Below are 25,228 nucleotides of genomic sequence, written 5' to 3'. Positions count from 1 at the left end.
AGCCCGCTCCCATAGTTTTTGCGTTACTTCAGATCAAACCGGTCGAGGTTCATCACCTTTGTCCAGGCGGCGACAAAGTCTTTGACGAACTGTTCCTTCGCATCCGAACTGGCATACACCTCCGCCAGCGCCCGCAATATTGCGTTGGAGCCGAACACCAGATCAACCCGCGTCGCCGTCCATTTCACGCTGCCGGTTTTACGGTCGCGGCCCTCGAACTCGTCCGCCGCTTTTGACGTTGGTTTCCACTCAACGCCCATGTCCAGCAGGTGGGTGAAGAAGTCGTTGGTCAACGCTTCGGTCTGGTGGGTGAACACGCCATGACGGCTTCCCCCGACGTTAGTGTTCAACACCCGCAACCCACCCAGCAGCACGGTCATTTCCGGCGCGGTGAGGGTGAGCAGTTGTGCCTTGTCGATCAGCAGCGCCTCGGCCGACACCGTGTATTTGCCTTTGCTGTAGTTGCGGAAGCCATCGGCGATTGGTTCGAGAAAACCGAATGAATCCACATCGGTTTGCTCTTGCGAGGCGTCCGTACGCCCCGGTGTGAATGGGACGGTGACGGAGTGCCCGGCATTTTTCGCCGCTTGCTCGACCCCGGCATTGCCGGCCAGCACGATCAGGTCTGCCAGCGAGACTTTCTTGCCCGATGCACCACCATTGAACGCGTTCTGAATGCCCTCAAGGGTTTTCAGCACGCTGGCCAGTTGTTCCGGCTGGTTGGCGTGCCAGGACTTCTGCGGCTCCAGGCGCAGACGGCCACCGTTGGCGCCGCCGCGCTTGTCCGAGCCACGGAACGTCGAAGCGGCAGCCCAGGCCGTCGAGACCAGTTGCGACACCGACAGACCGGATGCCAGCACTTTGCTCTTCAATGCGCCAGCGTCGTTTTCATCGATCAGTGGGTGAGTGGCATCGGGAATCGGGTCTTGCCACAGCAGTTCTTCGTTGGGCAGTTCCGGGCCGAGATAGCGAGAGAGGGGACCCATGTCGCGGTGGATCAGTTTGTACCAGGCGCGGGCGAAGGCGTCGGCCAATTGATCGGGATTGGCCAGAAAACGCCGGGAGATCTGCTCGTAAGCCGGGTCGAAGCGCAACGCCAGATCAGAGGTGAGCATGGTTGGCGAGAGTTTTTTGCTCGGGTCATGGGCATGGGGAACGGTGCCTGCACCCGCGCCGTTTTTCGGAATCCACTGATGCGCCCCGGCCGGGCTCTTGGTCAGTTCCCACTCGAAGCCGAACAGGTTTTCCAGGTAGTTGTTGCTCCACTTTGTCGGCGTGGTGGTCCAGGTCACTTCCAGGCCGCTGGTGATGGTATCGCCACCCTTGCCGGTGCCGAACGCGTTGCGCCAACCGAGGCCTTGTTCTTCTAGTCCGGCGGCTTCCGGTTCCGGGCCGACATTATCGGCAGGGCCGGCACCGTGGGTTTTGCCGAAGGCGTGACCGCCGGCAATCAGGGCCACGGTTTCTTCATCGTTCATGGCCATGCGGGCGAAGGTTTCGCGAATGTCGTGGGCCGAGGCCACGGGGTCAGGGTTGCCTTCAGGACCTTCCGGGTTGACGTAGATCAGGCCCATCTGCACCGCTGCAAGCGGGTTTTCCAGAGTGCGCTCGCCCTGATCCGTGCGGCTCTCTTCTTTGCCGTGCAGATCCGGTTCGGCTACCAGCGTGCCGTCACCGGGTTCCTGCATGGCGGCCTTGTCCTTGCCATAACGGCTATCACCGCCCAGCCATTCATTTTCCGAACCCCAGTACACGTCTTCGTCCGGTTCCCACACATCAGGGCGGCCACCGGAGAAACCGAAAGTCTTGAAGCCCATGGATTCAAGCGCGACGTTACCGGTGAGGACAATCAGGTCGGCCCAGGAAATGTTGCGGCCATATTTCTGTTTGATCGGCCAAAGCAGGCGGCGGGCCTTGTCGAGGCTGACGTTATCCGGCCAACTGTTGAGCGGGGCGAAACGCTGCTGGCCCGATCCGGCACCACCGCGGCCATCCGCGGTGCGATAGGTGCCGGCGCTGTGCCAGGCCATGCGGATGAAGAGCGGGCCATAGTGGCCGAAGTCCGCCGGCCACCAGTCCTGGGAGTCGGTCATCAACGCATTGAGGTCTTGTTTCAGCGCCTGGAAGTCCAGGCTCTTGAAGGCTTTGGCGTAGTCGAAGTCCTTGCCCAGTGGGTCGGACTTGGGCGAGTGCTGACTCAGGATCTTCAGGTTGAGTTGATTCGGCCACCAGTCACGGTTCGTCGTACCACTACCAGCGGCGTGGTTGAACGGGCATTTCGATTCAGTTGCCATGTTCGGGTCCTTATCAGGTCGTCTACGGCCGGCTCGTGCCGACTTCGGACTTGTAAGGCTAGACCCGACTTGACGAGTCGGCTAATAGCCCGACTATTGGACGCTGATAGGCAGAACCTCTTAACGCGGTGTCAACTCGACTGTGCGGCCTCATCCTCCGGCACTTCATCCAGCAGATCCTCTTGCCCTGGCAGCTCGGTGATCACACTGAAATCCGTGACTTCAACAGCGCCCGATCCATAACCCAGCAAATGGAAGGAGAAAGCCTTGCGGTCTTGCGGATTATCGAAGCTGAAATCCATCTCCAGCGGCTGATCCGCCGTGGCGACCATTTCTGGCGGCAACCCGATCTGCACCTCTTTTTCGAATTCCTTGGCTTTGAGCTGAATGTACGCGACCTGGTGCGGATCAAGCGAACGCACAGTCATGCGTACGCGGGTGTACGAGCCCTTGGGCATTTCCAGGTATTGCGCGCCGATCAGATTGTCGGCCCAGTCATTATTGATCTGTGCCTGCAGCGCGATGACGTTGGTGCTGCCGAACTGATAGCGGTGATTGAGCGGCGTGCGCAGCAGGGACAGGTCCAGCGCATCGGCGCGCGCCGCGATCTGTCGGGCGCGATGGCCACTGTAGGTGCCCTTGAACGTGGCACTGTCGGCTATGAAACCGGCGCTTTCGTAATAGCGGCAGCGGCGCGGCATGTCACATTCGGAGAACATACCGTGGCCATCGTGATAGCGCAGCTTGCCGTTGGTGAACGACATCATTTCACGACCGGAATCGTAATCGCGAAACAGCGAACGGCCGCTCAATGAGTGAGGTACTGGCAGGGCGAAGTAGTCGAGGATCGAGGTGCTCAAATCAACATGGCCATACACCCCGGCCTTGAGGCGCGGGAGTTGCTCCTGCTCGGGTGCCAACGTCAGATTGAAACCCCATGACGAAGCCAGGCGCACGCCATCAATGCCGTGGGACTCATCGGAGGTGATCACCACCAGCGTGTCTTTCAACACGCCCTGGCGTTCGAGGCCACTGAGGAACTGCTCCAGTGCATCGTCGAGATAACCGACCGCCGCCTGCTTCGGCGTTTCGTAGCGCTCCCGATATTCTTCCGGTGCGGAGTAGGGCTGGTGCGTGCCTACGGTCAGCAATGTCAGCATCCACGGCTTTTTTTGCTTTTCCAGTTGGCCGACATAACTCAGCGCGCCCTCGAAGAATGCCTTGTCATCCTTGCCCCACGGAAATTCCACATAGTTGGCGTTGGTGAACCACTCCAGGCCATGGGTCGCATCGAAACCGATGTGCGGCATGATCTTGTCTTTGGCCATGAAACGCAGGCCGGCGCCTTGCAGATAGTGGGTGCTGAAACCGTGCGCGCGCAGTTGCGCCGGCAGACAAGCCTGATTGCGCTCGTTCAGGGTGAGCATTTCCACGCCTTTGGGCGTGCCGTTGTTGAGCTTGTCGTAATCGCCGCAGAGCATGGCGTACAGACCGCGAATGGTCTGGTGTGTGTGCACAACGTAGTCAGGTGTGTTCATGCCGCGCTCGGCCCAGCGACTGAGATTGGGCATCAGGTCTTCCTGATAATGGCTGCCAATGGCCTCGCGGTTGGCGCGGATGTAAGCGCCGGGAATGCCTTCCAGGGTGATGATCAGCACGTTGCGTGCCCGACCCGGTGCATTCAGCAGTTTCTGCCCGTTGAGGTCGACGTCGGTGAGTCCGGTCATGACCGGTGTGGTTTCCACAACATCGCCGTCCAGCCATTGCTCGGCCCGGATCTGCACATCGGCGACCTCAGTGGCTAGCAAATGGTGCGAAAGGCTGTACAAACGCCAAGGATCGGCCTCGCTCGGCCACAGGTTCTGTGCGCCCCAGTGCACAGCGAACAGCACCAGCGGCACACTCCAGAACGCACGGGGCAGGGCAGGACGGACAATGCCGCGTGCGGCAAACTGCGCCAGCAGCCAAAGCAACAGTGCCAGCAGCAACGAAATGCCCACCGCCGGATGCGCCAGTCCTGCGCCACTGGAGTTCTCGACAAACTGCGGATCGAACAGGTAATGCAGATCGGAAGGATTGGGCAGGCGACCGACGGCACTGACCAGTTCGGCGGTCGCCACCGCGAGCAAGCCCCAGAACAGCAGCAGCGGCAATGCCAGCCACCACGCGCGACGATGCAACAAAATCACCAACGAACTGCCGATCGCCAGATCCGACAAATAACCCAGCGGAGTCGACCAGCCGAGTGCCGCGCGCAGGCACACTGGCACGATCAGCACCAGAACGATCAGGGAAAAGAGGCGGGCGTGTGGGTGTCGAAACCCGTTCAAAAGAGCGCTCACAAAAAAAGACCTTCCAGTCATCAAATCGTAAAAAAAGTGTGGGTGATGATAGCAAGGGTGGGCGGTCTGATCGTTGTTTTAAACGTGCAGTTGATTGGTTTTCGGAGCCGTTTGGGGTTACGCGAAACGCCATAAGCTCTAGCTGACGTTGGTGTTGGCTGGCAATCGGCGATGTTGATGCAGTATCTCGGCAGCAGATTTATTGTTTCATCTTATTTAGTGCGCCTTAGAACCGGCATGACAGCATGTGTTAAACGCTGCGATTCACACGACCACTTCGGCGTGGTGGTTGCCACGCCGTCCTGCAGAGTGCCTGTCTTCTGTGCGAGTTATCGGCTCAAGCTTCATCATCAAAGATGCTTTCAATCGTCATCTCGAACGCCCGGGCAATCTGAAACGCCAGCGGCAGGCTCGGGTCGTAGCGTTCATTCTCGATGGCGTTGATCGTCTGACGCGACACGTTCAGGCGCTCCGCCAGATCGACTTGGGACCATTTGCGCTGGGCGCGTAATTGCTTGAGGCGGTTTTTCATTGGTAGCGACGCTTGGCGAAGCGCAAACCGATCATCCACATCAGGCCCATCACCGGCCAGACCCACAACCAAGGGATGTGCGGTGCACCGACGGTCTCCAGAAAGCCGTAGGTAAAGGTCAGCAGGGCTGAGGCGGCGAAAGAAAAGCCCAGGGCTTCGAACTGGATGCGCAGGTACATTTCGTCGAGACGGCGCATGTCACGCACGATAGTCCAGCAGAACAGACCGACCGGAATAATGGGCAACAGGGTGATGACGGTACGCAGCCAAAAGCTGGCGTCGGCGAAATACAGCAAGGCAAATTGCGATGTCAGCAATACCAATATGTACAGCGCCATCGCAGCGGCCATTTCGCGATTAAAACTCTTCATGCTTCACTTCCTGTGTAAAAGACCCTTTACATCCTCTCTGATGAATTCTTTGGTGTAAAGCACGCTTTCCATAAACTTTACATCCGCAAAAAAATGGGCGGCATGATCGTCTATCATGCCGCCCCGTTTTTTATTGCCGTAAAGTCAGATCAATGCATCTTGCTGTGATCGTGACCTTCCATGTTGGTCAGCGCGCGTACCGGCGCTTTAACCTCGATGGTTTCTTTCTCGCCCTTGGCGTTCTCAACGGTCAGGGTCAGCGGCACGCTTTCGCCTTCTTTGAGCTGGCCGTTCAGGCCCATCAGCATTACGTGGTAGCCGTTCGGATCAAGCTTGACGGCTTTGCCGGCCGGCAGCTCGACGAACTTCACCGGGCCCATGCTCATGACGTCGTTCTTCATGGTCATTTCGTGGATCTGCACGTCGTTGGCCACGGGCGTTGCGACGCTGAGCAGCTTGCTGTCGCTGTCGGCGGTGAGGGTCATGAACGCGCCACTGGCGGTCTGGGTTGGCACGGTCGCACGTACCCAGGCGTCGTCGACCTTGGTCTGCGCCGAGACCTGAAACGCCAGACCCATCAACGAAAGGGCGAAAACGGTGCGTTTGATGTTGTTCAGAACGGGGTGCATCAGCAAACCTCCATAACAGTTAGCAAATCTTCCGTGCATTCTTCTGCCGAAAGTGAGGTGGACAGTCCCAGGCGCAGTTCGCCGCGCGAGTCGTAGACATAACTGGTGGCGGTGTGCGAGATGGTGTAGGTGTCGCCGGCCGGCACCTTCTCGAAGAACACGTCGAATTCCTTGGCCGTGGCCTTGGTTTCTTCAAGCGTGCCGTACAGCGCGACGAAGGTCGGGTCGAAGGCCTTCATGTAGGCATCGAGAATCTCTGGCGTGTCGCGCTCGGGGTCGAGGCTGATGAAGATCACCTGCAAGCGATCGCCGTCCCGGCCCATGAGTTTTTTGATTTTTGCCGCACGGGCCAAGGTCGTCGGGCAGACTGCCGGGCATTGGGTGAAACCGAAGAACACCATTGGCATCAGGCCGCGAAAGCTCGACAGGGTCATGGTTTCGCCGTCGGTGTTCTTCAGTTTGAAGGTGCGTCCCATGATCTTGTTACTCAGATCCTTGCCGTACTTGTACGACAATTGGCCGCGGGTGTCGCAGCCGGCGAGCAGGCCAAGCCCGAGCACGCCCATTCCCGCAAGCACCTTGCGGCGAGTCAACAAAGCCGTCATCTAATACCGCCTTTTGCAGCCCGTCAGTCGGCAGGACTGGCGGGGGGTTAACCGTAAAAGCGGCGCATCATACCAAACTGAAGGCAGACGCCGGCTGCGGATCGGCGGACAGGGTGTCGCAGGGTGACAAAAGGTGTAAGAAAAAGTGACGAGAGATAGCGCGATAGCCTCCTGCAGATTTGACGTTGCGAGGTCGTCGCTGAGGACGGGTCCGTGACAGGAGTTCGAATAGATTGGCTCTGTAGTCACCGCCCTTTATCCAATGCCAATTGTCCTTTCTGAGTTGACAGTTAAACGCTTTTCAGGCGATTTATCTCGCTACGATGCGTCAGTAATCTGTGCCCATCTTGAACGCAACAAGAACCCCCACAACTAAAAAGGAATGCACAGATGAACACTCCAACCTACAACCGCCTCAACAAAGACGACGCCGTAGTGCTACTGGTTGATCACCAGACCGGTTTGATTTCTCTGGTGCAGGACTTCTCGCCGAACGAGTTCAAGAACAACGTGCTGGCGCTGGCCGATCTGGCGAAGTTCTTCCAGTTGCCGACCATCCTCACCACCAGTTTCGAGCAAGGCCCGAACGGTCCGCTGGTACCGGAGTTGAAAGAGATGTTCCCTGATGCGCCTTACATCGCTCGTCCAGGGCAGATCAACGCCTGGGACAACGAAGACTTCGTCAAAGCAATCAAAGCTACCGGTCGCAAACAGATCATCATCGCCGGTGTCGTGACGGATGTGTGCGTAGCGTTTCCGACCCTGTCGGCGCTGGCGGAGGGGTTTGATGTGTTCGTGGTGACTGATGCGTCCGGCACGTTCAACACCACCGTGCAACAAGCCGCGTGGAGTCGCATGACCCAGGCCGGTGCGCAGATGATGAACTGGTTCTCGGTGGCCTGTGAGCTTCACCGCGACTGGCGCAACGACATTGAAGGCCTGGGTCATTTGCTGTCGCAGCGGATTCCGAACTACCGCAATTTGATGAATGGCTATGCGGCGCTGGCGGCTCAACAGAAGTAAGCGAGCCGCGTCACACGAAAAGCCTGCCCTGAAAAGCAGGCTTTTTACGTCGCAACAAATTATTGCGGCACTTCAGAAGAATGTTCGCGACAGCTTCATTCAACGTTAGCCGACATCAGGCTAACGACGCGCGAAACGAGGGTGTCGATCGCAAACGGCTTGGTCAACACCTGCATTCCCGGCCCGAGTTGAGTGTTGCCAATGACGGCATTTTCGGCATAGCCGGTGATGAACAAGGTTTTCAGTTCAGGCCTCATTGCCCGGCCCGCATCGGCCACCTGTCGTCCGTTCATGCCACCCGGTAATCCGACATCGGTGATGAGCAAGTCGATTTTCGCAGTGGAGCGTAATGCTTCGAGTCCTTCGACGCTGTCGGCGGCTTCCAGCAGGTTATAACCGAGTTCGCCCAGCACGTCGCAAAGCAACATGCGCACGGAGGGTTCGTCGTCGACAATCAGAATTGTCCCGCCTGACTTGGCAAGAGGCGTTGTCGCGTTGCGCGTGGCATCCTGATTTGCCCGCGTTTCGCCACAGTACCTTGGCAGGTAGAGACTCATCGTGGTGCCTTGGCCCTCTTGTGAATGTACGCGCACCTGACCGCCGGATTGCTTGGTGAATCCGTAGATCATCGACAGCCCCAGGCCGGTGCCCTGGCCCAAAGGCTTGGTGGTAAAAAACGGGTCGAAGGCTTTGGCGATGACCTCGGGCGTCATGCCTGTGCCGGTATCAGTGACACACAGGGACAAGTACTCGCCTTCGGGCATGTCCTGCGCGCGGGCCGACGCCGAGTCCATTGTGCGATTGGCCGTCTCGACCGTGATACGCCCGCCATCAGGCATCGCATCGCGGGCGTTGATGCACAGATTCAGCAGTGCGTTTTCCAGTTGACTGGCATCGACCAGGGTCGGCCAGAGTTCGGGCGCCGCGACAGTCTTCAAGCGGATGGCGGGGCCGACGGTGCGCTGGATCAACTCGGTCATGCCGAGGATCAGGGAATTGACATCCGTCGGCCGTGGATCAAGCGTCTGGCGTCGCGAGAAGGCCAGCAATCGATGGGTCAGGGCCGCCGCACGTTTGGTGGCGCCTTGGGCGGTGACCATGTACTTATCGACGTCTTTCAGACGGCCTTGGGCGATGCGCTTTCCCATTAATTCCAACGCCGCCGAGATGCCGGCCAGCAGGTTGTTGAAATCATGGGCCAAGCCCCCGGTCAGTTGTCCGACCGCTTCCATCTTCTGCGACTGGCGCAGTTTTTCCTCGGTTTGCATGAGTTCGGCTGTGCGCGTCGATACGCGTTGTTCCAGTGTGTCGTTGAGCGCGCGCAACGCGGCGTTGGCCCGGTCGCGTTCGGCCTCGACGTTGCGTCGTTCCTCAACATCGATGAGTACGCCGGGAAATCGCAGCGGGGTGCCGTCATCGGCGCACTCGACGCGTCCGTTGGCCTCGATCCAGTTGTATGTTCCGTCTGCGCGGCGCACACGATACTGATGGGAGTAGGCGCCGCCGCGGGCAATTGCTTCGTTGATCGCGGCCGTAAGCCCGTCCCGGTCATCGGGGTGTACGGTCATCACGACTTGCTCCAGGCTCAGACCGGTGCGGCCCAACGCGGGATCAAGGTCAAAAATCCTGGCAAAGGACTCATCCATGGTGAAGCAATCTGTCGGCAAGTCCCAATGCCAGGTGCCAATAATGGCCCCGGCGGCGAGGGCCAGTTGCACGCGCTCGACGTTTTCACGCGCGACCGCCTCGCTGATCCGCAGGCGCTCTTCGGCGTCTCGGCGTTGGGTGACGTCGCTGAAGAAAATCGCGATTTGTCGATCGGCAGGATCGCCGACACGCACGGCGCGAACATCGAACCAGCGTTCAAAAGTATTGGCGTAGTTTTCGAAGTTGGCCGGCTCGCCGGTCTTGGCCACGTGCCCGTAAGTCTCGAACCAGAAACTCTCCAGGTTGGGGGCGAACTCGGTCACCCATTTACCCCGCAGGTTGACGCCGCATTGACGTTCGAACGCAGGGTTGGCCTCGACGAAGTAGTAATCGACGGGGCGATCGTCAGCGTCGAATTTGACTTTGACGATCGCGAACGCGGCCTCGATGGTTTCCAGGATGGTGCTGAAACGCGCCTCGCTACTGGCAAGCGCCGCTCGGCTGGCGGCAAGCTGGGCGGCCATATCCGGTGATGCTGCTGCGCTGCTCTCCAGAAGCAGGCGCAGACGCATGACCTCTGTCTCAAGCGCCTCGCGAGTAAGTTGCTTCAGAGTTTCCACCAAGGGGGCCTTCTTGATTTTTGTGTGAGTTCATTCAACGCGGCTCAAACGTACACCGGGAATCCTCACATTGACCTGTCACCGGGTGTTTAAGTTGCACCCGCACGGGGAAGGACGCCGGGTTTTATAGCGGCTCGCCACGATCCAGTGTGTCGAGCAGTTTCTGCCCCCGCTGCCAAAGCGCTTGTTGCTTGTCTTGCGGCATGCGGTCGAGGTTTCTGTACATCATGCTCATGCGCTGATTACCGCGTAGAAGATCGCCGTGGCGCATCAGGAAATGCCAGTACAGCGCATTGAAAGGGCAGGCGTTGTCAGCCGTGCTTTCGCTGACTTTGTAGGCACAACCGCGACAGTAGTCAGACATTCGATTGATGTACTGGCCACTCGCGCAGTAAGGCTTGGAGCCGAGATATCCACCGTCAGCGTGCATGACCATGCCCAGGGTATTGGGCAGTTCCACCCAGTCGAACGCGTCCATGTAGATCGCCAGGTACCACTCGCAGATCTGGCTCGGCGCGATGCCAGTGAGCAAGGCAAAATTGCCCGTGACCATGAGCCTCTGGATGTGGTGGGCATAGGCATGTTCGAGGCTTTGACCGATTGCCTGGCGCACGCAGTTCATCTGCGTTTCGCCCGTCCAGTAGAACGCCGGCAAGGCCCGGTGGTTACCAAATGAATTACCTTGGGCATAGTCAGGCATCTTCAGCCAGTAAACCCCTCGCACATATTCCCGCCAGCCGATCAATTGCCGAATGAACCCCTCGGCTGCATTCAATGGGATGCGGCCAGACCTGTAAGCCGACTCAACGTCGCTGCACAGTTGACGTAAATCCAACAGACCGATATTGAGCGCTGCGCTGATCCGCGCATGGAACACAAAGGGTTCGTCGCTGGCCATGGCATCCTGGTAATCGCCGAACCCGGCCAGACCATAGTCCAGAAAGTAATCCCATAAGGCTTGGGCGTCGGCATGTGTGACCGGATAGTTGAAATTGTCCAGAGAGCCGTAGTGGCTGCTGAAGCGCTCTTTGACCAGTGCAAGCACGTCGCGAGTGATGGCGTCGCCGGAAAACCGCGCCGGGTAGGGCGCTTTCACTCCTTTGGGCAAGGCTTTGCGGTTTTCAGCGTCAAAGTTCCACGCGCCACCGACCGGCGTACCGTCGCCATTGATCAATAAACCGCTCTTGCGGCGCATCTCGCGGTAGAAAAACTCCATGCGCAGCTTTTTTTTGCCGGCCGCCCACGCGCTGAACTCAGCGCGACTGCACAGAAAACGCGTGTCGGCATGCCAGTCAATGGCTGAGCCGCATTCCTTGAGAGACTGTTCGAGGCGCCAGTCGCCGCATTCGGTGACGTGCAGTTCGTCCGCTTGTAGCAGGTCCTGCCAGCGGCGTAATTCCCCCGGTACCGATCCGCTGTTGTGCGGGGCATCAAGGGTGACGTACTCGACACGCACGCCTCTGGCCTGCAGCGCCTGGGCGAAATGACGCATGGCGCTGAAGATCAGCGCGATCTTCTGCGGATGATGAGGCACATGGCTGGCTTCTTCCATCACCTCGACCATCAGTACCGCATCCCGTTCGGGATCGAGCCCTTGCAATGAGGCCAGGTCAAACGACAGTTGATCGCCGAGGATCAGGCACAGGCGATTGACCTTGTTCATTCGGGGCAGCCCACCAGCGTTCGGTTCATAAAGGAGGTGTCAGCGAAAAAGGCAGGCGCAGTTCCTCGACAGGGCCTGTGTCCCGGCCGCACATTTCGTCGTGCACGCATTGCTGCACCAACACGCAGGGAAAGGCCGGAACGGTTTGCAACAAGTCACGCAGATGAGTGATTGAACGTAGACGCATGGGTTTGGCGGTATCGTCCAGCAAGGTGAATTGGCCTTGATCCATGCGGATGCGTGCCAGATAGAAACCACCTTCGAGCGACAGCAGTTCCAGTTCCCGTACTTCGCTGTTGGCGGCGTGCTCGGTGAGGGTTTGCAGATTCATGAATCACTCCTTGCCTACCAAGGTAGGCGTTCTCCGTCGTAGGCAAAGAAATGGCCGCTGTCAGCCGGCGTCAGGCGGTCGATCAGGGTCAATAGTTCATGGGTTGCGACGCTGGCCGGTCGGGCCGCCGATGCACCGCGAAAAGGTTGCGACAACGCCGAAACCACCGTGCCTGGGTGCAGACTCAGCAAGCGGCTGTGCGGGTGGGTGCGGGCCAGTTCGATGGCAGCGGTTTTGATCAGCATGTTCAGCGCAGCCTTGGAGGCGCGGTAGGCGTACCAGCCACCCAAACGGTTATCGCCGATGCTGCCGACCTTGGCCGAGAGCATTGCCATCGCCCCTTGGGAATCGAGCAGTGGCAGAAAGTGGCGCAAGACCATCGCCGGTCCCAGCGTGTTCACTTGAAACACGGCCTGCAGCGCGGCGTCTTCCATGGCGCTGTAACTTTTTTCCGGTTTGAGGGTGTCGCGATGCAGCAGGCCCGCAGCATGCACGATCAACTGGTACGGCGCTTCTTTGGCCAGTTCGGCGGCGGCGCTGGCGATTGTCTGCGGCTGTTCCAGGTCAAGTGCGGGATCGGTCTTGCGCCCCAGTTCCCGCACACTTGCACACCGTGGGTCGTGTTTGAGCCACTCACAGAAGGCTGTGCCGAGTGCGCCGCTGGCGCCGATCACCAGGGCGCGGTAGCCGTCGCCCAGGGAGGTCATGGTGAGCGAATCACTCATTGGTTTTCTCCCCCGGACTGGCGGCGGAAGAACAATGTCACCTGGCCGATCTCGACACCGAACTTGGACATGCGGGTGCGATTGATCAGCGTGTCCTCGTCCATCTGGTACATCCAGTCGTCCATGTTCACTTCATGAACGGAGCCATCGACCGGGAGGCTCAGGACATAGCGCCAACGTAATGCGTTGCCGGCCACTTCACCTTTGGCCTCGCCCACGACATCGCCAGCGCGACCGCGCCAATGGCCTGCACCTTCTGGCGTCAGGGTCCAGACGCGCCGCTCGCGAGTGCCATCGCTGTAGACGAAACGCTCGTCGAGAATCAGGTCATGACCCTGGCGATGACTCTGGATATTGACCTCAAAGCGTTTGACAACCTCGCCTGAGCGCTTTTGAAACATGCCCCAGGCTTTGACAGGTTTGCTGAAGAAATGCTCCAGGTTCAGGGCCGGTTGCTGGTCGGCATAGCGACCGACATCGACGCTGCCGCAGCTCGTGACGCTTAACACCAATGCCAGTACAACCAAAAAACGGGCCATTGCTTTACTCCCTGAAGACACGGGTGAAGGTGGAGAACACCCCTTTGAAAAGGCTTGTACAGATACCTATGCGTGTACAGGTTTGTCGGCGCATTTGATTCGACAAACCGACAACAAAGTCACTGTCATCGGCTGATCAGTTGAAGGAACTCCTGGCGTGTACTGGAGGAATTTCGAAAGGCACCGAGCATGACCGATGACGTCATGGCCGAATTCTGCTTTTCCACACCGCGCATCATCATGCACATGTGCCTGGCTTCAATGACCACGGCCACACCAGCCGCGTCGGTAATTTGCTGGATCGCGTCGGCGATCTGTCGTGTCAGGTTTTCCTGGATCTGCAAGCGGCGCGCGAACATGTCGACCACTCGGGCCACTTTCGACAGCCCCAAGACCCGGCCAGTCGGTATGTAGGCCACATGGGCCTTGCCGATGAAGGGCAGCATGTGGTGTTCGCACAACGAGTAGAGCTCAATGTCGCGAACGATGATCATTTCATCGTTCTGTGACTCGAACAACGCGCCATTGATGATTTCTTCGAGATTCATCGTGTAGCCGTCGCACAGGAACTGCATGGCTTTGGCTGCGCGCTTGGGCGTGTCTCGAAGTCCTTCGCGGTCGGGGTTTTCACCGACGCCGAGAAGAATTTCACGGTAGTGACTGGCTAATGATTGAGTCATTCGGATTTCTCGCGGCGTTGCGGCTGGATAAGAGTGCGACAACTGCTGTGGCCGTCGTGACAACGCCGGCTGCCGTCAGGGTGAGGCAGCCACGCCAAGTGAGGGCGCAAGTGGCAGAACAGGCGATATGCAATGGCAAACAAAGGACGGGTCAAACGCCAGCTCAGGGGTGCAACCCAGATCCCAAGCCCTGCGGCTCGCCAGCTCCATAGCGTGGCGTCGAGGCCTTTTACCCAGCATCCATCGTCGAATCTTGCATGCAGTGAGGATTGCATTTGCGTAAGCGTGAAACCCAGAACGCCCGGATCGAAGCCCTCATGACTAAGGTCAACCAAGCGCAGTCGTGTTTCGACCGCATGTTGGCGCAACAGCTTGATTTCTCGCGCACAGAGTGGGCATTCACCGTCAAAGTAAAGCGTTAATGGCCACGGCTCTGAGTTGTACATTGTGGCGTGCCTTGTATAGGTTTTTTACAAAGATAGGCCGAAAAAATCGAGCTGACAATGGAGCGTCGTTCTTTTTGTGAAGATGGGAAGACGTTACATCCAGTCGCCTCTGAGGGGGGGAGACGGATTGGGTGGCGTAACGCAGCACTCCCGCAGGAGCGGGAGCACTTTGTCGAGATCCTTGCGTCAGGCGACGTATGCCGGGTAATCCACATACCCTTCGGCATTGCCGCCATACACCGTGGCCGGGTTCAACGCATTCAACGGCCAGTCGTTGGCGATTCGCGCAGGCAGGTCCGGGTTGGCCATGAACGGTCGGCCGAAGGCGACAAAATCCGCCAGGCCGCAATCGAGCAATTTCGCACCCGACTCAGGGTTGTAACGCCCGGCATAAATGATTGCGCCGCTGAAGGTATCGCGCACCGCCTGGCGAAAGGTCTCTGGCATGGCTGGCGCATTGTCCCAATCCGCTTCGGCGATGGACAGATAAGCGATGCCCACGTCTTGCAGCACCTTGATGGCCTCAATGTAAGTCGTGTGTGGATCTTCCTCGACCATGCCCAGGTAAGTCCGCGCTTCATCGGTGGTGGTGAACAATGGCGCGAAACGCACGCCAACCTTTTCCTTGCCGATGCACTCGGCGACGCCGGACACCACTTCACGCAGAAAACGCAGGCGGTTGTGCAGCGAACCACCGTACTGATCGGTGCGCAGGTTGCTATGGGCGGAGATGAACTGGTTGACCAGATAACCATTGGCGCAGTGCAGTTCGATACCGTCGAATCCGGCTTGCATCGCATTACGCGCCGCCTGGATGTAGAGCTGCACGAGCTCCTGGACTTCGTCGGTGGTCAGGGCGCGCGGGGTAGACGGCGCCACCAGTTCGCCGGCGCCAGGCGTGGTTTCGATGAACACACTGACCCGGTCAGTGGCCACGGCGGAGGCTGATACCGGCGCATCACCGTTGGGCTGCAACGCGATGTGGGAAACGCGACCGACGTGCCAGAGTTGGGCGAAAATCACGCCGTCACGGGCATGCACGGCTTCGGTGACTTTGCGCCACCCGGCGATTTGCTCGGCGGTATGGATACCCGGTGTCCAGGCATAACCCTGACCACGGGGTTCGATCTGGGTGCCTTCGGTGACGAGCAAACCAGCCCCGGCACGCTGTTGGTAATACTCGGCCATCAATTCATTGGCTACGTTGCCCGGTTGGGTACTGCGCTGGCGGGTGAGCGGTGGCAGGACGATGCGGTTTTTCAGGGTGTGAAGGCCCAGTGTGGCGGGCGTGAAGAAACTGCTGTGGTGCATGGAGGTGACCTTGATAAATGAGTGCGATCCGATCGCTTATTAGACCAGTCGACTATTGGGTGAATGAAAAAAAACACCGTGCATCACGCACACGGTGTTCGGATCTGTAAAAGAATCAGCCGAGCATTTTCAGCAGTTTCTCGGCCACAGCAGCGGAGCTGGCCGGATTCTGCCCGGTGACCAGTTGCCCATCAGCCACCACATACACCTGCCAGTCGGCGGCTTTGGTGTAGCGCCCGCCCAGACGCTGAAACTCGTCTTCGATCAAGAACGGCACCACATCCGTCAGGCCGACCGCGGCTTCTTCGGAATTGGTGAAACCGGTCACTTCGCGATTCTGGATCAGCGGTTTGCCATCCGCGGCAACGACGTGACGCAGCACGCCAGGTGCGTGGCAGACAAAACCATGGGGTTTGTTGCTGCGGTCGAAGGCTTCGATCAACGCGATCGAGTGTTTGTCTTCGGCCAGATCCCAGAGCGGGCCGTGGCCACCTGGGTAGAACACGGCATCGAAATCATCAGCGCTGACATCGGCCAGGCGCCCGGTGTTGGCCAGAACCTGTTGAGTGGCCGGGTCATTGCGAAAACGCTCGGTTTCAGCCGTTTGTGCATCAGGCTCATCACTTTTCGGATCAAGCGGCGGCTGGCCGCCAGCGGGTGAAACCACGGTGATCTGAGCGCCGGCATCTTTGAAGGCGTAGTAGGGCGCGGCGAACTCTTCGAGCCAGAAGCCGGTCTTCTTACCAGTAGTGCCAAGTTGATCGTGGGAAGTCAGAACCATCAGGATTTTCATAAAGCACCCTTGCGTTGATCAGGTGTTATCGAAGCGCGACGGATTCGCACGTTGTGGACACCCGTTGATGTTTGTCGGGGCACAGCATAGGTTTCAATTAGACCAGTCGTCTAGTGTTTTTTTTACCATGGGTTTTTATCGCTCGGGTATGGCAAACTCTCGCCTCCGTGAAATATACGACTGGTCTATTGTTTGGTAATTTGCGCCCCATGAAACCGACCTACGACGACACCCGCCAGCATTTGCTCGATACCGGCCACCGGATGATGGCCGAGAAGGGCTTCACCAGCGTTGGCCTCAACGAAATCCTGCAAACCGCAGGCGTGCCCAAGGGCTCGTTCTATCACTACTTCAAATCCAAGGAACTCTACGGCCAGGCGCTGCTTGAGGACTACTTTGTCGGCTACCTGGCCGATATGGAGCGGCGCCTGACACTGCCGGGCCTGAGTGCCTATGAACGGCTGATGGATTACTGGCAGGGCTGGCAGAATCGCTGCACCCTCGAAGGGCACGGCGACGAGTGTCTGGTGGTAAAACTCAGTGCGGAGGTTGCCGATCTGTCCGAGTCGATGCGCCTGACGCTGCGTGATGGCGCCGAGCAAGTGGTGGCGCGCATTACCCTGTGCATCGAGCAGGGCCAGGCCGAACAGAGCCTGCCTGAGGGCGATGCGCGTCAGTTGGCGGAAACGCTGTATCAACTGTGGTTGGGGGCCAGTTTGCTGAACAAACTGCAACGGACGGGGCAATCGTTGAACACCTCGATGGCGACCACCAGGCAGTTGCTCGGTAGTTGACATCGGCAACCTGAGGGATGCTGGCGAAGAACGTTAGAACGTTGTGTGCTTTTGGCGAGGTGAAATTACGCGCATAAGCGAATGGGAATACGTTTCAATTGCAGAATTTCCGGTATACCATGCGTCGCGGTTTGCTGGCCGTTTTGCCCTTCGTTTTTGCCTATCCGTAAGGTTTTCCTCATGCGTCGAACTCTGCTTTCCATCTGTGTGCTGCAGGCGTTGTCCCCTTATTCCTGGGCTGAGCAAGCCAATTCCGGCGCTTCAGCGCTTGAGCTGGAGGCAACCGACGTGGTTGGCACGGCAGATTACGAGCGGGCAGACGGCCCGGTACAGGGTTATCGCGCAACGCGTTCCGCCAGTGCCACGCGTACCGACACCTCGATTCATGACATACCGCAATCCATCAGCGTGGTGTCGAAGGACGCCGTTGAAGACATCGGCGCCACCCGTCTGCAAGACGCATTGGATTACGCCGGCGGCGTAGGGCGGGCGAACAATTTTGGTGGCCAGGGTCTGACCACGTTTACGGTGCGCGGTTTTACCACCGGTGAGTTCTATCGCAATGGTTTCCCGATCAATCGCGGTTATCCGAACATGCCGGATGCCAACATTATCGAGCGTCTGGAGGTTCTTCGCGGGCCGGCAACCATGCTGTATGGCCGAGGCGATCCTGGCGGTACGTTCAATGTCGTTTCCAAGCAGCCGCTCGCCGAGCCCACGGTCACATTGGGTAGCCAGTTGAATGACCAAGGCATGAAGCGCGGCACGCTGGACGCTTCCGGTCCGCTGGATGAAGAGGGGCGACTGGCCTATCGGCTCAATGTGGTAGGCGAGGGTGGCGATACGTTCCGTGATCACGTTGAAACCGAGCGCTATGGTGTGACGCCGGTTCTCACCTGGCAGGCGACCGATGCGACGCGGGTGATTTTCGAAGGCGATTTCATGCGCAACAATCATCCGCTGGATCGTGGCGTAACGCGCTACGCCAGGCAAATCGGCACCGCGTCGCGCGACACGTTCTTTGGCGAAAAAGACGCCGGCAAGTTGCACAACGATAACAACATGGCGCAACTGCGTTTCGAACACATTCTCAACGACGACTGGACGTTGGGCGGGGGCTTCCAGTGGCTGGAGGGTACGTTGCAGGGCAATGCGATCGAGGCCAATGGCATTGCAGCTGACGGTCGAACCCTGGGGCGCAATTTCAACTACCGCAAGCTGGAGTGGACAGACAAGGACACCCAGCTCAACCTGACCGGCCACTTCACCACCGGTGGTTTGCAGCACACGTTGCTGACCGGCATCGAATACGAAGACTACGACTACAATTCGATCATCCAGCGCTCCAGTGGCGCAGTGGGTGCCTATGCGATCGACATCTTCAATCCTGACTACGGCCAGCCGCGCCCGGCGTTGACCCGAACCCCGACCCACGACAAAGAAAACCTCAAGACCTACGCCGCGTTTGTGCAGGACCAAGTGGCACTGACCGAACGACTCAAGGTACTGGCCGGGGCGCGTTTCGAGCGTTTCGAACACGACTACGAAACCTATGTGCCCGGCGCTAAAAGCTGGCAGGCCAGTGAAAACGCGGTGACGCCGCGCATCGGTTTGACCTACGACCTGACCGACACCGTTGCGGTCTACGCGGACGCTGCGCGCTCGTTCAAACCCAACACCGGCGCCAGTCGACAGGGTGGTGGCTTTGAGCCGGAGAAAGGCAAGTCCTATGAAATCGGGTTGAAGTGGGAGGCACTGGAGCAGCAGTTGAGCGTCGATGCGGCGATCTATCAGATCGAGAAACGCAACGTGTTGACCACCGACCCTGTGGACTCGACGTTCAGTGTGGCCGCCGGCCAAGTGCGTAGCCGTGGCCTGGACGTGAACGTCGCCGGCAACCTGACCCCCGAATGGCGTGTCATCGGCGGATATGCCTATGTTGATGCCGAGGTGACCAAGGACAACGTGATTCGTTCCGGTACACGACTGGTGAACATCCCGAAAAACAGCTTCAGCCTGCTCAACGTTTATGAATTCCAGGACGGTGCCCTCAAAGGGCTGGGTCTGGGAACGGGGCTCAAGTACGTCGATGAGCGCGCCGGACAAACCGCCAACACCGCTTTCTCGATGGACAGCTACACCGTTGTCGATTTGCTCGGCTACTACAAAGTCAATGACAAGGTGCGGCTCAACCTCGACGTGAAGAACCTGTTTGACCGCGATTACGAAGAGGGCGCGTTCGGCAACGTCTACGCCTATCCGGGGGCGCCACGAACGGTGCAAGTCGGGATCGCCTATACCTTGTAGCGCGTGGTCGTTCTGACTCGGTGGACCGCTCTCTAACGCCCCGCCCACTTGTCTCGATATAGCAGGAGAAAATCGACGAAAGCCCGCACGCGCCGCGGTACATGGCGACCGTGCGGGTATAGCAAGGTGTAAGGCCTTGAGCAACCACTGTAAGACTGAAGGATCTCGACGAGACTGCCGTCTGCCAGTTGCTGTTCGACGATGAATGCGTAGGTCTGAAAGAGTCCCGCACCGTGCCGTGCCAGCGTCACGCCGCCGAGCACATCGTCGGAGCAGCAATAGCCACCGGCAGTGAAAATCTCGCGATCCTTGCCGTTTTCCTGGAACAGCCAGGAAATTCGTCGCCCGCTACTGGGCAGTTCGAACTGGATGCACTCGTGCTGATCCAGATCTGCCAGGGTCTGGGGTATACCAGCCTTGTGCAGGTATCCGGGAGAGGCGACCACCACCAGCTTCGCGTCCTCGAGCAGGCGCGCAACCAGGGTCGAGTCCGCTTGTGTCCGCACTCGAATCGCCAAATCGTAGCCTTCCGAGACGAAGTCGATATTGCGGTTGCCCAAGTGAATATCCACGGTGACTTCTGGGTAGAGCGCTCGAAATTCGGGTAGCAGCGGCAGAATGCGGTGATGCCCGTAAGTTGTCGGAAGACTGATGCGCAAACGCCCTGAAGGTGTTGTCTGCGCGCCCATGACTTCTTGTTGGGCTTCAACCAGTTGGGTCAAAGCCTGACGGCATTGTTCGAAGAATTTTGTTCCCGCCTCGGTCAATCGAATGCTGCGCGTCGTTCTCGCAAACAGTCGGGAACCCAGTCTTTTCTCCAGACGAAGAATCGATCGGCTCACCGCTGCCGGTGTCACCCCGGCGAGTTGGGCGGCAGCCGTGAAACTGCCTGCCTCGGCGGCGAGGCAAAACAGTTCGATACTGCCCAACTGCAAATCATCAAAGTGTCGCTTCATAAGTGCTTGCACCGAAGATCAAGTGACATTTTCATCCTGATGTTTAACACATGAAACGACACCGCCGGTACACACCGGCGGTGAAGCAGGGCATCGATCAATGGCCGGCGCTCTGGCCGCCGTCGACATGCAGGATCTCGCCTGTGACGAAGTTCGCGCTGTCCAGATAAAGAATCGCTTGAACGATGTCATCGATTTCACCCATCTGGCCCATGGGATGCAGCTTGCCGAGTGCTTCGTGAGTCTCCACGCCATGCATGGGCGTTTTGATGATGCCGGGTGAAACCGCGTTGACGCGAATGCCGCGTTTGGCGTACTCGATGGCCAGCGACTTGGTTGCGGCGTTGATGCCGCCCTTGGTCAGTGACGCGAGCACCGACGGTACACCGTCGATAGCATGGTCGACCAGGCTGGTGGTGACGCTGACGATGTGTCCGCTGCCGTGCTTCTCCATCTGCGCGATGGCCAGTTGAGAGATGTGAAAGAAGCCGCTCATGTTGGTGGCCACGACCTGTGCGTAATCTTCTTTGCTGTAATCGGTAAACGGTTTGGCAACAAAGATGCCGGCATTGTTGACCAGCGTATCGATCCGGCCAAAGCGTGCGATGGCTTCGTGGATAACCCGCTCGGCGGTGTGAGGATCGGCAATATCGCCAGCGACAGTCAGAATATCCGGATCTGCCGAAGGTTTGATTGAACGGGACGTTGCGACAACCAGGTACCCGCTATCCCGAAAAGCTTTAACCAGGCCTGCGCCAATGCCTTGGGATGCGCCAGTGATCACGGCTACTTTATTGGACATGGTCATGATGATTCCTCATTGATAGACGTTAGTTGCTCGACAACTGTTTGCGGTACTGCGTGGTCGTCATGCCCGCATAACCCCAATTATCCGTTTCAACTTCCTCGATCACGATGTGCGTGAGTTTCGGATCCTTGTTCAGAACCCGTTCCATCGTTTGAGTGATTTCCTTGATCACTTGGGCCTTCTGTTCCTTCGTGACGCCGTCACGAGTAATGCGCACGCTGATGAAAGGCATTTGGCTATCTCCCGTCGCTGACCCCTCGGCATGAAGGGTTGCTGTTGGCGAGGACTTTAAGAAGTTGCCGGAAATTGATAAATACGACTTCAGGTACTTTATTTGTGATGCCATGTATCGAATCGAAACAATCCGTGCAAACAAGTGGATAACGGGCAGTACCATCGCTGCGCGAAGAGGTACTGCGCTTTCATCTCCCAACGGTTGACCGTCATCAACCTTTCGTCCTTCGCACTGGCGCAGTCTTGGGTCCATGCTGAACTCAGGCGAATGCACATGGGCATATTCCCTCGATAGTTCGCTGCGAAATGCTGCACCCTGCAACGAAACGACGCGCGGGGGTGTGCTACCGGATTGAAAGGGCTCAATACTCACTCGGACGGGGACGCTATGAATGAAACCCTTGGCATGACCGGTGCGGCGGCAGCGCTGGGGATCGGCATGCTCGTCGGTCTGGAGCGCGAACGGCACAAGGGCGAAGGGGCCAGCCGAGCCTTCGCCGGCTTGCGCACGTTCGCCATTACGGCGTTGCTGGGGTACGTGGCGATGCAGGTCGGTGGTGGTCTGCTGCTAGGGATCGTGGCGATCTGTTTAGCTCTGCTGATCACCGTGGCGTACTGGCGCAGCCTGAGCGACGACCCGGGCGTGACCAGTGAAGTGGCGTTGCTCGCGGTGTTGATATTGGGGGCCTTGTGTGGCACCGCGCCGGAACTGGCCATTGCCATAGGCGTGGTGATCGCGGGGCTGCTGACGTACCGCCAGAAATTGCATTACTTCGCCAACAGCCAGTTGACCGAAGCAGAAATGCGCGATGGTCTGGTGCTTTTGGTCGTCGCACTGGTGGTTCTGCCTTTGGCTCCGGACCGTTTCATCGGCCCCTACGGCGCGATCAATCTGCGCACCATTTGTACCCTGACCGTGATGCTGATGGCGGTCGGGGCCTTGGGTCATATAGCCGTGCGTAACCTGGGCACCCATTACGGCTACGCGGTCAGTGCCATCGCCTCCGGATTTGCTTCCAGCACCGTGACCATCGCCTCCATGGGACACCTGGTCACCAAGGAGCTGCAAAACATCAAAGTCCTGGCGGCGGCCGCGATTTTGTCCAATCTGGCCACTGTCGTTCAGGTCGGTTTGATCCAGGCGGCGGTCGACACCGCTCTGTTACGTCACATGTGGGCGCCGCTGTTAGGCGGTTTCGCCGCCACAGCGTTGTACGGCGTGTGCCTGATGTTTCCCAGGCCTGACGCCCGCGCCAACCAACCGATCAAGGTTGGAGGTGCGTTTAACCTCAAGCTGGCCTTGGTCGTGACGTTGACCCTGACGGGCATCACCTTGTTGTCGTCGGTCATGCTCAACCTCTTTGGTGAGGTGGGTGTGATGTTGACGGCCACGTTTACCGGTTTCGCTGACGCACACGCTTCAACGGCATCAATCGCCGCGTTGGCCGAATCCGGCCAGTTGCCGCTTGAGGCCATTGCTGGCCCTGCGCTGATCGCTGTCAGTAGCAACTCGGTGAGCAAGTGTGTGGTGGCGTGGGTCAGTGGCGGCCGACGGTTCGCCGCGTATGTGATTCCCGGCCAGGCAGGGTTGACGCTGGCGATGTGGGCGGGTGTCTGGCTGCAATGACAACGCCTCGCGTCGTAAGCGGGGCGATTCACTGCTCCATTAAAAATCCCTCAATCTCCTCAACGGTACTGCGCGCCGTACGGGTGACACCGATCAGTGTCGCGGATGCGGCGCCTGTCCAGTCTCCGTAACCCACCAACCACAAGCGCGGCTCCTGGATCGAACGCGTGCCTTCGACGGCCACACGCCCGTCGGCGGTACAGACGCCCAGTGACTCCAGATAGCCGAGGGCAGGGCGGAAACCGGTGCACCAGATCACCGCATCGACCGGTGTTTGCGAGCCATCAGCCCACGTCACGCCGGTTTCGGTGAAGCCCAGGAAAGGTCGAACCGCGTGCAGTACGCCGCGCTCCCGGGCTTCTACGACTGGCGGCACCATCACAATGTCACCCAAGCCACCCACCGGTTGCTCCACGACGATGCCCGCGAGTTGGGCTTTCCAGCGTTCTGTGGCGCGCTCGAACAGCACCCGTCCATCGACGTCATCAGCCAGAAATTGCGGGGGCTGCGGGGTGATCCATGTGGCGTCGGCCACCAGGGACACTTCCGCGAGGATCTGTGCGCCGGAGTTGCCACCACCCACCACCAGAACTTTTTTTCCGGCGAATGGCTTGGCGTCAACGTAGTGAGCCGAATGCAGTTGTTGGCCGGTAAAGGTCTCACTGCCGGGGTAATGTGGCACGTAGGGATGACGCCAGGTGCCCGTTGCGCTGACGACCGCGCGCGCCAGCCAACTGCGGCCCTGGGCCTTTACGTGGAGGCGATCGGCCCAGCGCTCAACGGCGTTTACCCAAAAGGGGCGTTCGGTAGGGAATTGGTAGCGTTGCTCATACTGGCGCAGATAATCCAGTACGTGGTCGCGGCTCGGATAACCGTCCGTGACCGGCGGCATCATCCAGCCAGCGATGGAACTCCAGGTCGAGGGTGAAAACAGTCGTAACGAGTCCCAGCCATGCCGCCAGGCGCCGCCCGGCGCGTCTTCAGCGTCGATGATGACAAAGGAACGTCCGGTTCGGCGCAGAAAGTAAGCGACGGCAAGTGCGGACTGGCCTCCGCCGATAATCGCGACATCCACTTCAGGGCGGTTGGCAAGCATGTGCAATCCTCAAGTCGGCGAGAGTCTGGCTACGTTAACCCATCCGAATCGCGGTGTTGTTGACGTTTCTCAAGGGATGCGCACATCGGAGACAAAAACGAGGCCGATGGTCGTAAGTAGGAGGTGTGACTCCTGCGGGGGAGACAACTGAGCGGAAAATCCAGAATGATTGAAGTGCGCAACTTCTTGCGCACTCAAATGTGGATAACCGTGTGGACACATCCCTACAGCCCACGTAATCCGTTCTGTACAGACGAGTGCGCAACTTCTTGCGCAGTACTGCGCAAGAAGTTGCGCACTTCAGACCTCAAATCCGCACGAAAAACAGTCAAAAACCCGATCAGGTGCAGCTTAACCCCCGGCTCACGGGCACTTAACAAAACCTGGCACGCTCTTTGATATATCTTCGGCACCCACCGGGCGATTTCGCCTCCCGGGCACCTTAAATTTATCCGCAAGGAGAGCATCCCATGGCAACACCAGCGTACATGTCGGTTACCGGCGAAAAACAAGGCCTGATCACTGCCGGCGCCTTCACTGCCGACTCCGTTGGCAACACCTATCAAGAAGGCCACGAAGACCAGGTCATGGTTCAGGCGTTCAGCCACGACGTGATCATCCCGCGTGACCCACAATCCGGTCAGCCAACCGGTCAGCGCGTTCACAAGCCAGTTGTAATCACCAAGGTCTACGACAAGGCTTCGCCTCTGCTGCAAGCCGCTCTGACGTCCGGCGAGCGCATGAGCGAAATCGTTATCCAGTGGTTCCGTACTTCGGCTCAAGGTACTCAAGAGCACTACTACACCACCAAACTGGAAGACGCGATCATCGTCGCCATCAACAACAAAATGCACA

Annotated in this window: 24 protein-coding genes; 5 read left to right on the top strand and 19 right to left on the bottom strand. The window is 58.5% G+C overall.

Going from position 1 to position 25,228, the window contains the following annotated elements; translation table 11 throughout:
• Positions 1-23: 23 nt before the first annotated feature.
• The 6 genes from katG to AACY18_RS24975 all read right to left on the bottom strand — a co-directional run bounded on the left by katG (position 24) and on the right by AACY18_RS24975 (position 6,773).
• Positions 24-2,294 carry a catalase/peroxidase HPI gene (katG, locus tag AACY18_RS25000; RefSeq protein WP_339466419.1) on the bottom strand — a complete coding sequence of 757 codons (2,271 nt, stop codon included), beginning with the start codon at positions 2,292-2,294 and terminating at the stop codon, positions 24-26.
• Between the two features lie 131 nt (positions 2,295-2,425).
• Positions 2,426-4,636, bottom strand: a complete 2,211-nt coding sequence (locus tag AACY18_RS24995) for an LTA synthase family protein (RefSeq protein WP_445261967.1) — start codon at positions 4,634-4,636, stop codon at positions 2,426-2,428.
• 337 nt (positions 4,637-4,973) lie between these two features.
• Positions 4,974-5,168: a helix-turn-helix transcriptional regulator gene (locus AACY18_RS24990; RefSeq protein ID WP_339466416.1), complete on the bottom strand. Its 195-nt coding sequence runs from the start codon at positions 5,166-5,168 to the stop codon at positions 4,974-4,976.
• Entirely contained in the window at positions 5,165-5,539 is a 375-nt protein-coding gene (locus tag AACY18_RS24985) for a hypothetical protein (protein WP_339466415.1), read from the bottom strand. The genes AACY18_RS24990 and AACY18_RS24985 overlap by 4 nt, the downstream gene beginning before the upstream one ends.
• Positions 5,540-5,688: 149 nt before the next feature.
• Positions 5,689-6,168, bottom strand: a complete 480-nt coding sequence (locus AACY18_RS24980) for a copper chaperone PCu(A)C (protein WP_339466413.1) — start codon at positions 6,166-6,168, stop codon at positions 5,689-5,691.
• On the bottom strand, positions 6,168-6,773 hold the full coding sequence (locus AACY18_RS24975; RefSeq protein ID WP_339433753.1) for an SCO family protein: 606 nt from the start codon (positions 6,771-6,773) through the stop codon (positions 6,168-6,170). The genes AACY18_RS24980 and AACY18_RS24975 overlap by 1 nt, the downstream gene beginning before the upstream one ends.
• Before the next feature lie 390 nt (positions 6,774-7,163).
• Here AACY18_RS24975 and ycaC point away from each other — a divergent pair, with 390 nt between their 5' ends.
• Positions 7,164-7,796, top strand: a complete 633-nt coding sequence (ycaC, locus tag AACY18_RS24970; protein ID WP_339466411.1) for an isochorismate family cysteine hydrolase YcaC — start codon at positions 7,164-7,166, stop codon at positions 7,794-7,796.
• A 95-nt stretch (positions 7,797-7,891) separates the two neighbouring features.
• Here the strand turns inward: ycaC and AACY18_RS24965 are convergent, their stop codons facing one another.
• From AACY18_RS24965 to AACY18_RS24925, 9 genes are all read right to left on the bottom strand, one after another.
• A complete protein-coding gene (locus AACY18_RS24965) occupies positions 7,892-10,063 on the bottom strand; it encodes an ATP-binding protein (RefSeq protein WP_339466410.1) in 2,172 nt (723 codons plus the stop codon).
• Between the two features lie 124 nt (positions 10,064-10,187).
• Positions 10,188-11,726 carry a cryptochrome/photolyase family protein gene (locus tag AACY18_RS24960; protein WP_339466408.1) on the bottom strand — a complete coding sequence of 513 codons (1,539 nt, stop codon included), beginning with the start codon at positions 11,724-11,726 and terminating at the stop codon, positions 10,188-10,190.
• A gap of 25 nt (positions 11,727-11,751) precedes the next feature.
• A complete protein-coding gene (locus AACY18_RS24955) occupies positions 11,752-12,057 on the bottom strand; it encodes a DUF6482 family protein (RefSeq protein WP_339466406.1) in 306 nt (101 codons plus the stop codon).
• Positions 12,058-12,071: 14 nt separating this feature from the next.
• Positions 12,072-12,782, bottom strand: coding sequence for an SDR family NAD(P)-dependent oxidoreductase (locus tag AACY18_RS24950; protein WP_339466404.1), 711 nt, complete (start codon positions 12,780-12,782; stop codon positions 12,072-12,074).
• Positions 12,779-13,321 (bottom strand): DUF3833 domain-containing protein, encoded by a 543-nt coding sequence (locus AACY18_RS24945; protein WP_339433758.1) that lies wholly within the window; start codon positions 13,319-13,321, stop codon positions 12,779-12,781. The genes AACY18_RS24950 and AACY18_RS24945 overlap by 4 nt, the downstream gene beginning before the upstream one ends.
• A gap of 125 nt (positions 13,322-13,446) precedes the next feature.
• Positions 13,447-14,001, bottom strand: coding sequence for a GTP cyclohydrolase I FolE (gene folE, locus AACY18_RS24940; RefSeq protein ID WP_339466402.1), 555 nt, complete (start codon positions 13,999-14,001; stop codon positions 13,447-13,449).
• Entirely contained in the window at positions 13,998-14,447 is a 450-nt protein-coding gene (locus AACY18_RS24935) for a thiol-disulfide oxidoreductase DCC family protein (RefSeq protein WP_339466401.1), read from the bottom strand. The genes folE and AACY18_RS24935 overlap by 4 nt, the downstream gene beginning before the upstream one ends.
• A 186-nt stretch (positions 14,448-14,633) precedes the next feature.
• Positions 14,634-15,758, bottom strand: coding sequence for an alkene reductase (locus tag AACY18_RS24930; protein ID WP_339466400.1), 1,125 nt, complete (start codon positions 15,756-15,758; stop codon positions 14,634-14,636).
• Between the two features lie 115 nt (positions 15,759-15,873).
• Entirely contained in the window at positions 15,874-16,551 is a 678-nt protein-coding gene (locus AACY18_RS24925) for a type 1 glutamine amidotransferase domain-containing protein (protein ID WP_339433762.1), read from the bottom strand.
• A 209-nt stretch (positions 16,552-16,760) separates the two neighbouring features.
• Here AACY18_RS24925 and AACY18_RS24920 point away from each other — a divergent pair, with 209 nt between their 5' ends.
• Both AACY18_RS24920 and AACY18_RS24915 read left to right on the top strand, forming a co-directional pair.
• Positions 16,761-17,345, top strand: a complete 585-nt coding sequence (locus tag AACY18_RS24920) for a TetR/AcrR family transcriptional regulator (RefSeq protein WP_339433763.1) — start codon at positions 16,761-16,763, stop codon at positions 17,343-17,345.
• Positions 17,346-17,525: 180 nt separating this feature from the next.
• Positions 17,526-19,652, top strand: coding sequence for a TonB-dependent siderophore receptor (locus tag AACY18_RS24915; RefSeq protein ID WP_339466399.1), 2,127 nt, complete (start codon positions 17,526-17,528; stop codon positions 19,650-19,652).
• A 32-nt stretch (positions 19,653-19,684) separates the two neighbouring features.
• Here the strand turns inward: AACY18_RS24915 and AACY18_RS24910 are convergent, their stop codons facing one another.
• From AACY18_RS24910 to AACY18_RS24900, 3 genes are all read right to left on the bottom strand, one after another.
• Positions 19,685-20,608 (bottom strand): LysR family transcriptional regulator, encoded by a 924-nt coding sequence (locus AACY18_RS24910; protein WP_339466398.1) that lies wholly within the window; start codon positions 20,606-20,608, stop codon positions 19,685-19,687.
• A gap of 97 nt (positions 20,609-20,705) precedes the next feature.
• Complete coding sequence (locus tag AACY18_RS24905) at positions 20,706-21,416, bottom strand: SDR family NAD(P)-dependent oxidoreductase (protein ID WP_339466396.1); 711 nt, start codon at positions 21,414-21,416, stop codon at positions 20,706-20,708.
• Between the two features lie 22 nt (positions 21,417-21,438).
• Positions 21,439-21,648, bottom strand: a complete 210-nt coding sequence (locus tag AACY18_RS24900; protein ID WP_339466394.1) for a tautomerase family protein — start codon at positions 21,646-21,648, stop codon at positions 21,439-21,441.
• Positions 21,649-22,038: 390 nt separating this feature from the next.
• On the opposite strand from AACY18_RS24900, the gene AACY18_RS24895 reads away from it, so the two are divergent.
• The gene (locus AACY18_RS24895) at positions 22,039-23,277 is read left to right on the top strand and encodes an MgtC/SapB family protein (RefSeq protein WP_339466391.1); all 1,239 of its coding nucleotides are present in this window, start codon (positions 22,039-22,041) and stop codon (positions 23,275-23,277) included.
• Between the two features lie 28 nt (positions 23,278-23,305).
• Here the strand turns inward: AACY18_RS24895 and AACY18_RS24890 are convergent, their stop codons facing one another.
• Positions 23,306-24,373: an ArsO family NAD(P)H-dependent flavin-containing monooxygenase gene (locus tag AACY18_RS24890; protein ID WP_339466389.1), complete on the bottom strand. Its 1,068-nt coding sequence runs from the start codon at positions 24,371-24,373 to the stop codon at positions 23,306-23,308.
• Between the two features lie 470 nt (positions 24,374-24,843).
• Between AACY18_RS24890 and AACY18_RS24885 the strand changes: the two genes are divergently transcribed.
• The coding region (locus tag AACY18_RS24885; protein WP_339466386.1) for an Hcp family type VI secretion system effector at positions 24,844-25,228 on the top strand (385 nt) is incomplete at its 3' end.

The sequence above is a fragment of the Pseudomonas sp. EA_65y_Pfl2_P74 genome, from assembly GCF_963970575.1.
Taxonomy (GTDB): Bacteria; Pseudomonadota; Gammaproteobacteria; order Pseudomonadales; family Pseudomonadaceae; genus Aquipseudomonas; species Aquipseudomonas baetica_A.
The sequence above is the reverse complement of the archived record's forward strand: the minus strand, read 5'-3'. Positions and strand labels throughout refer to the sequence as shown.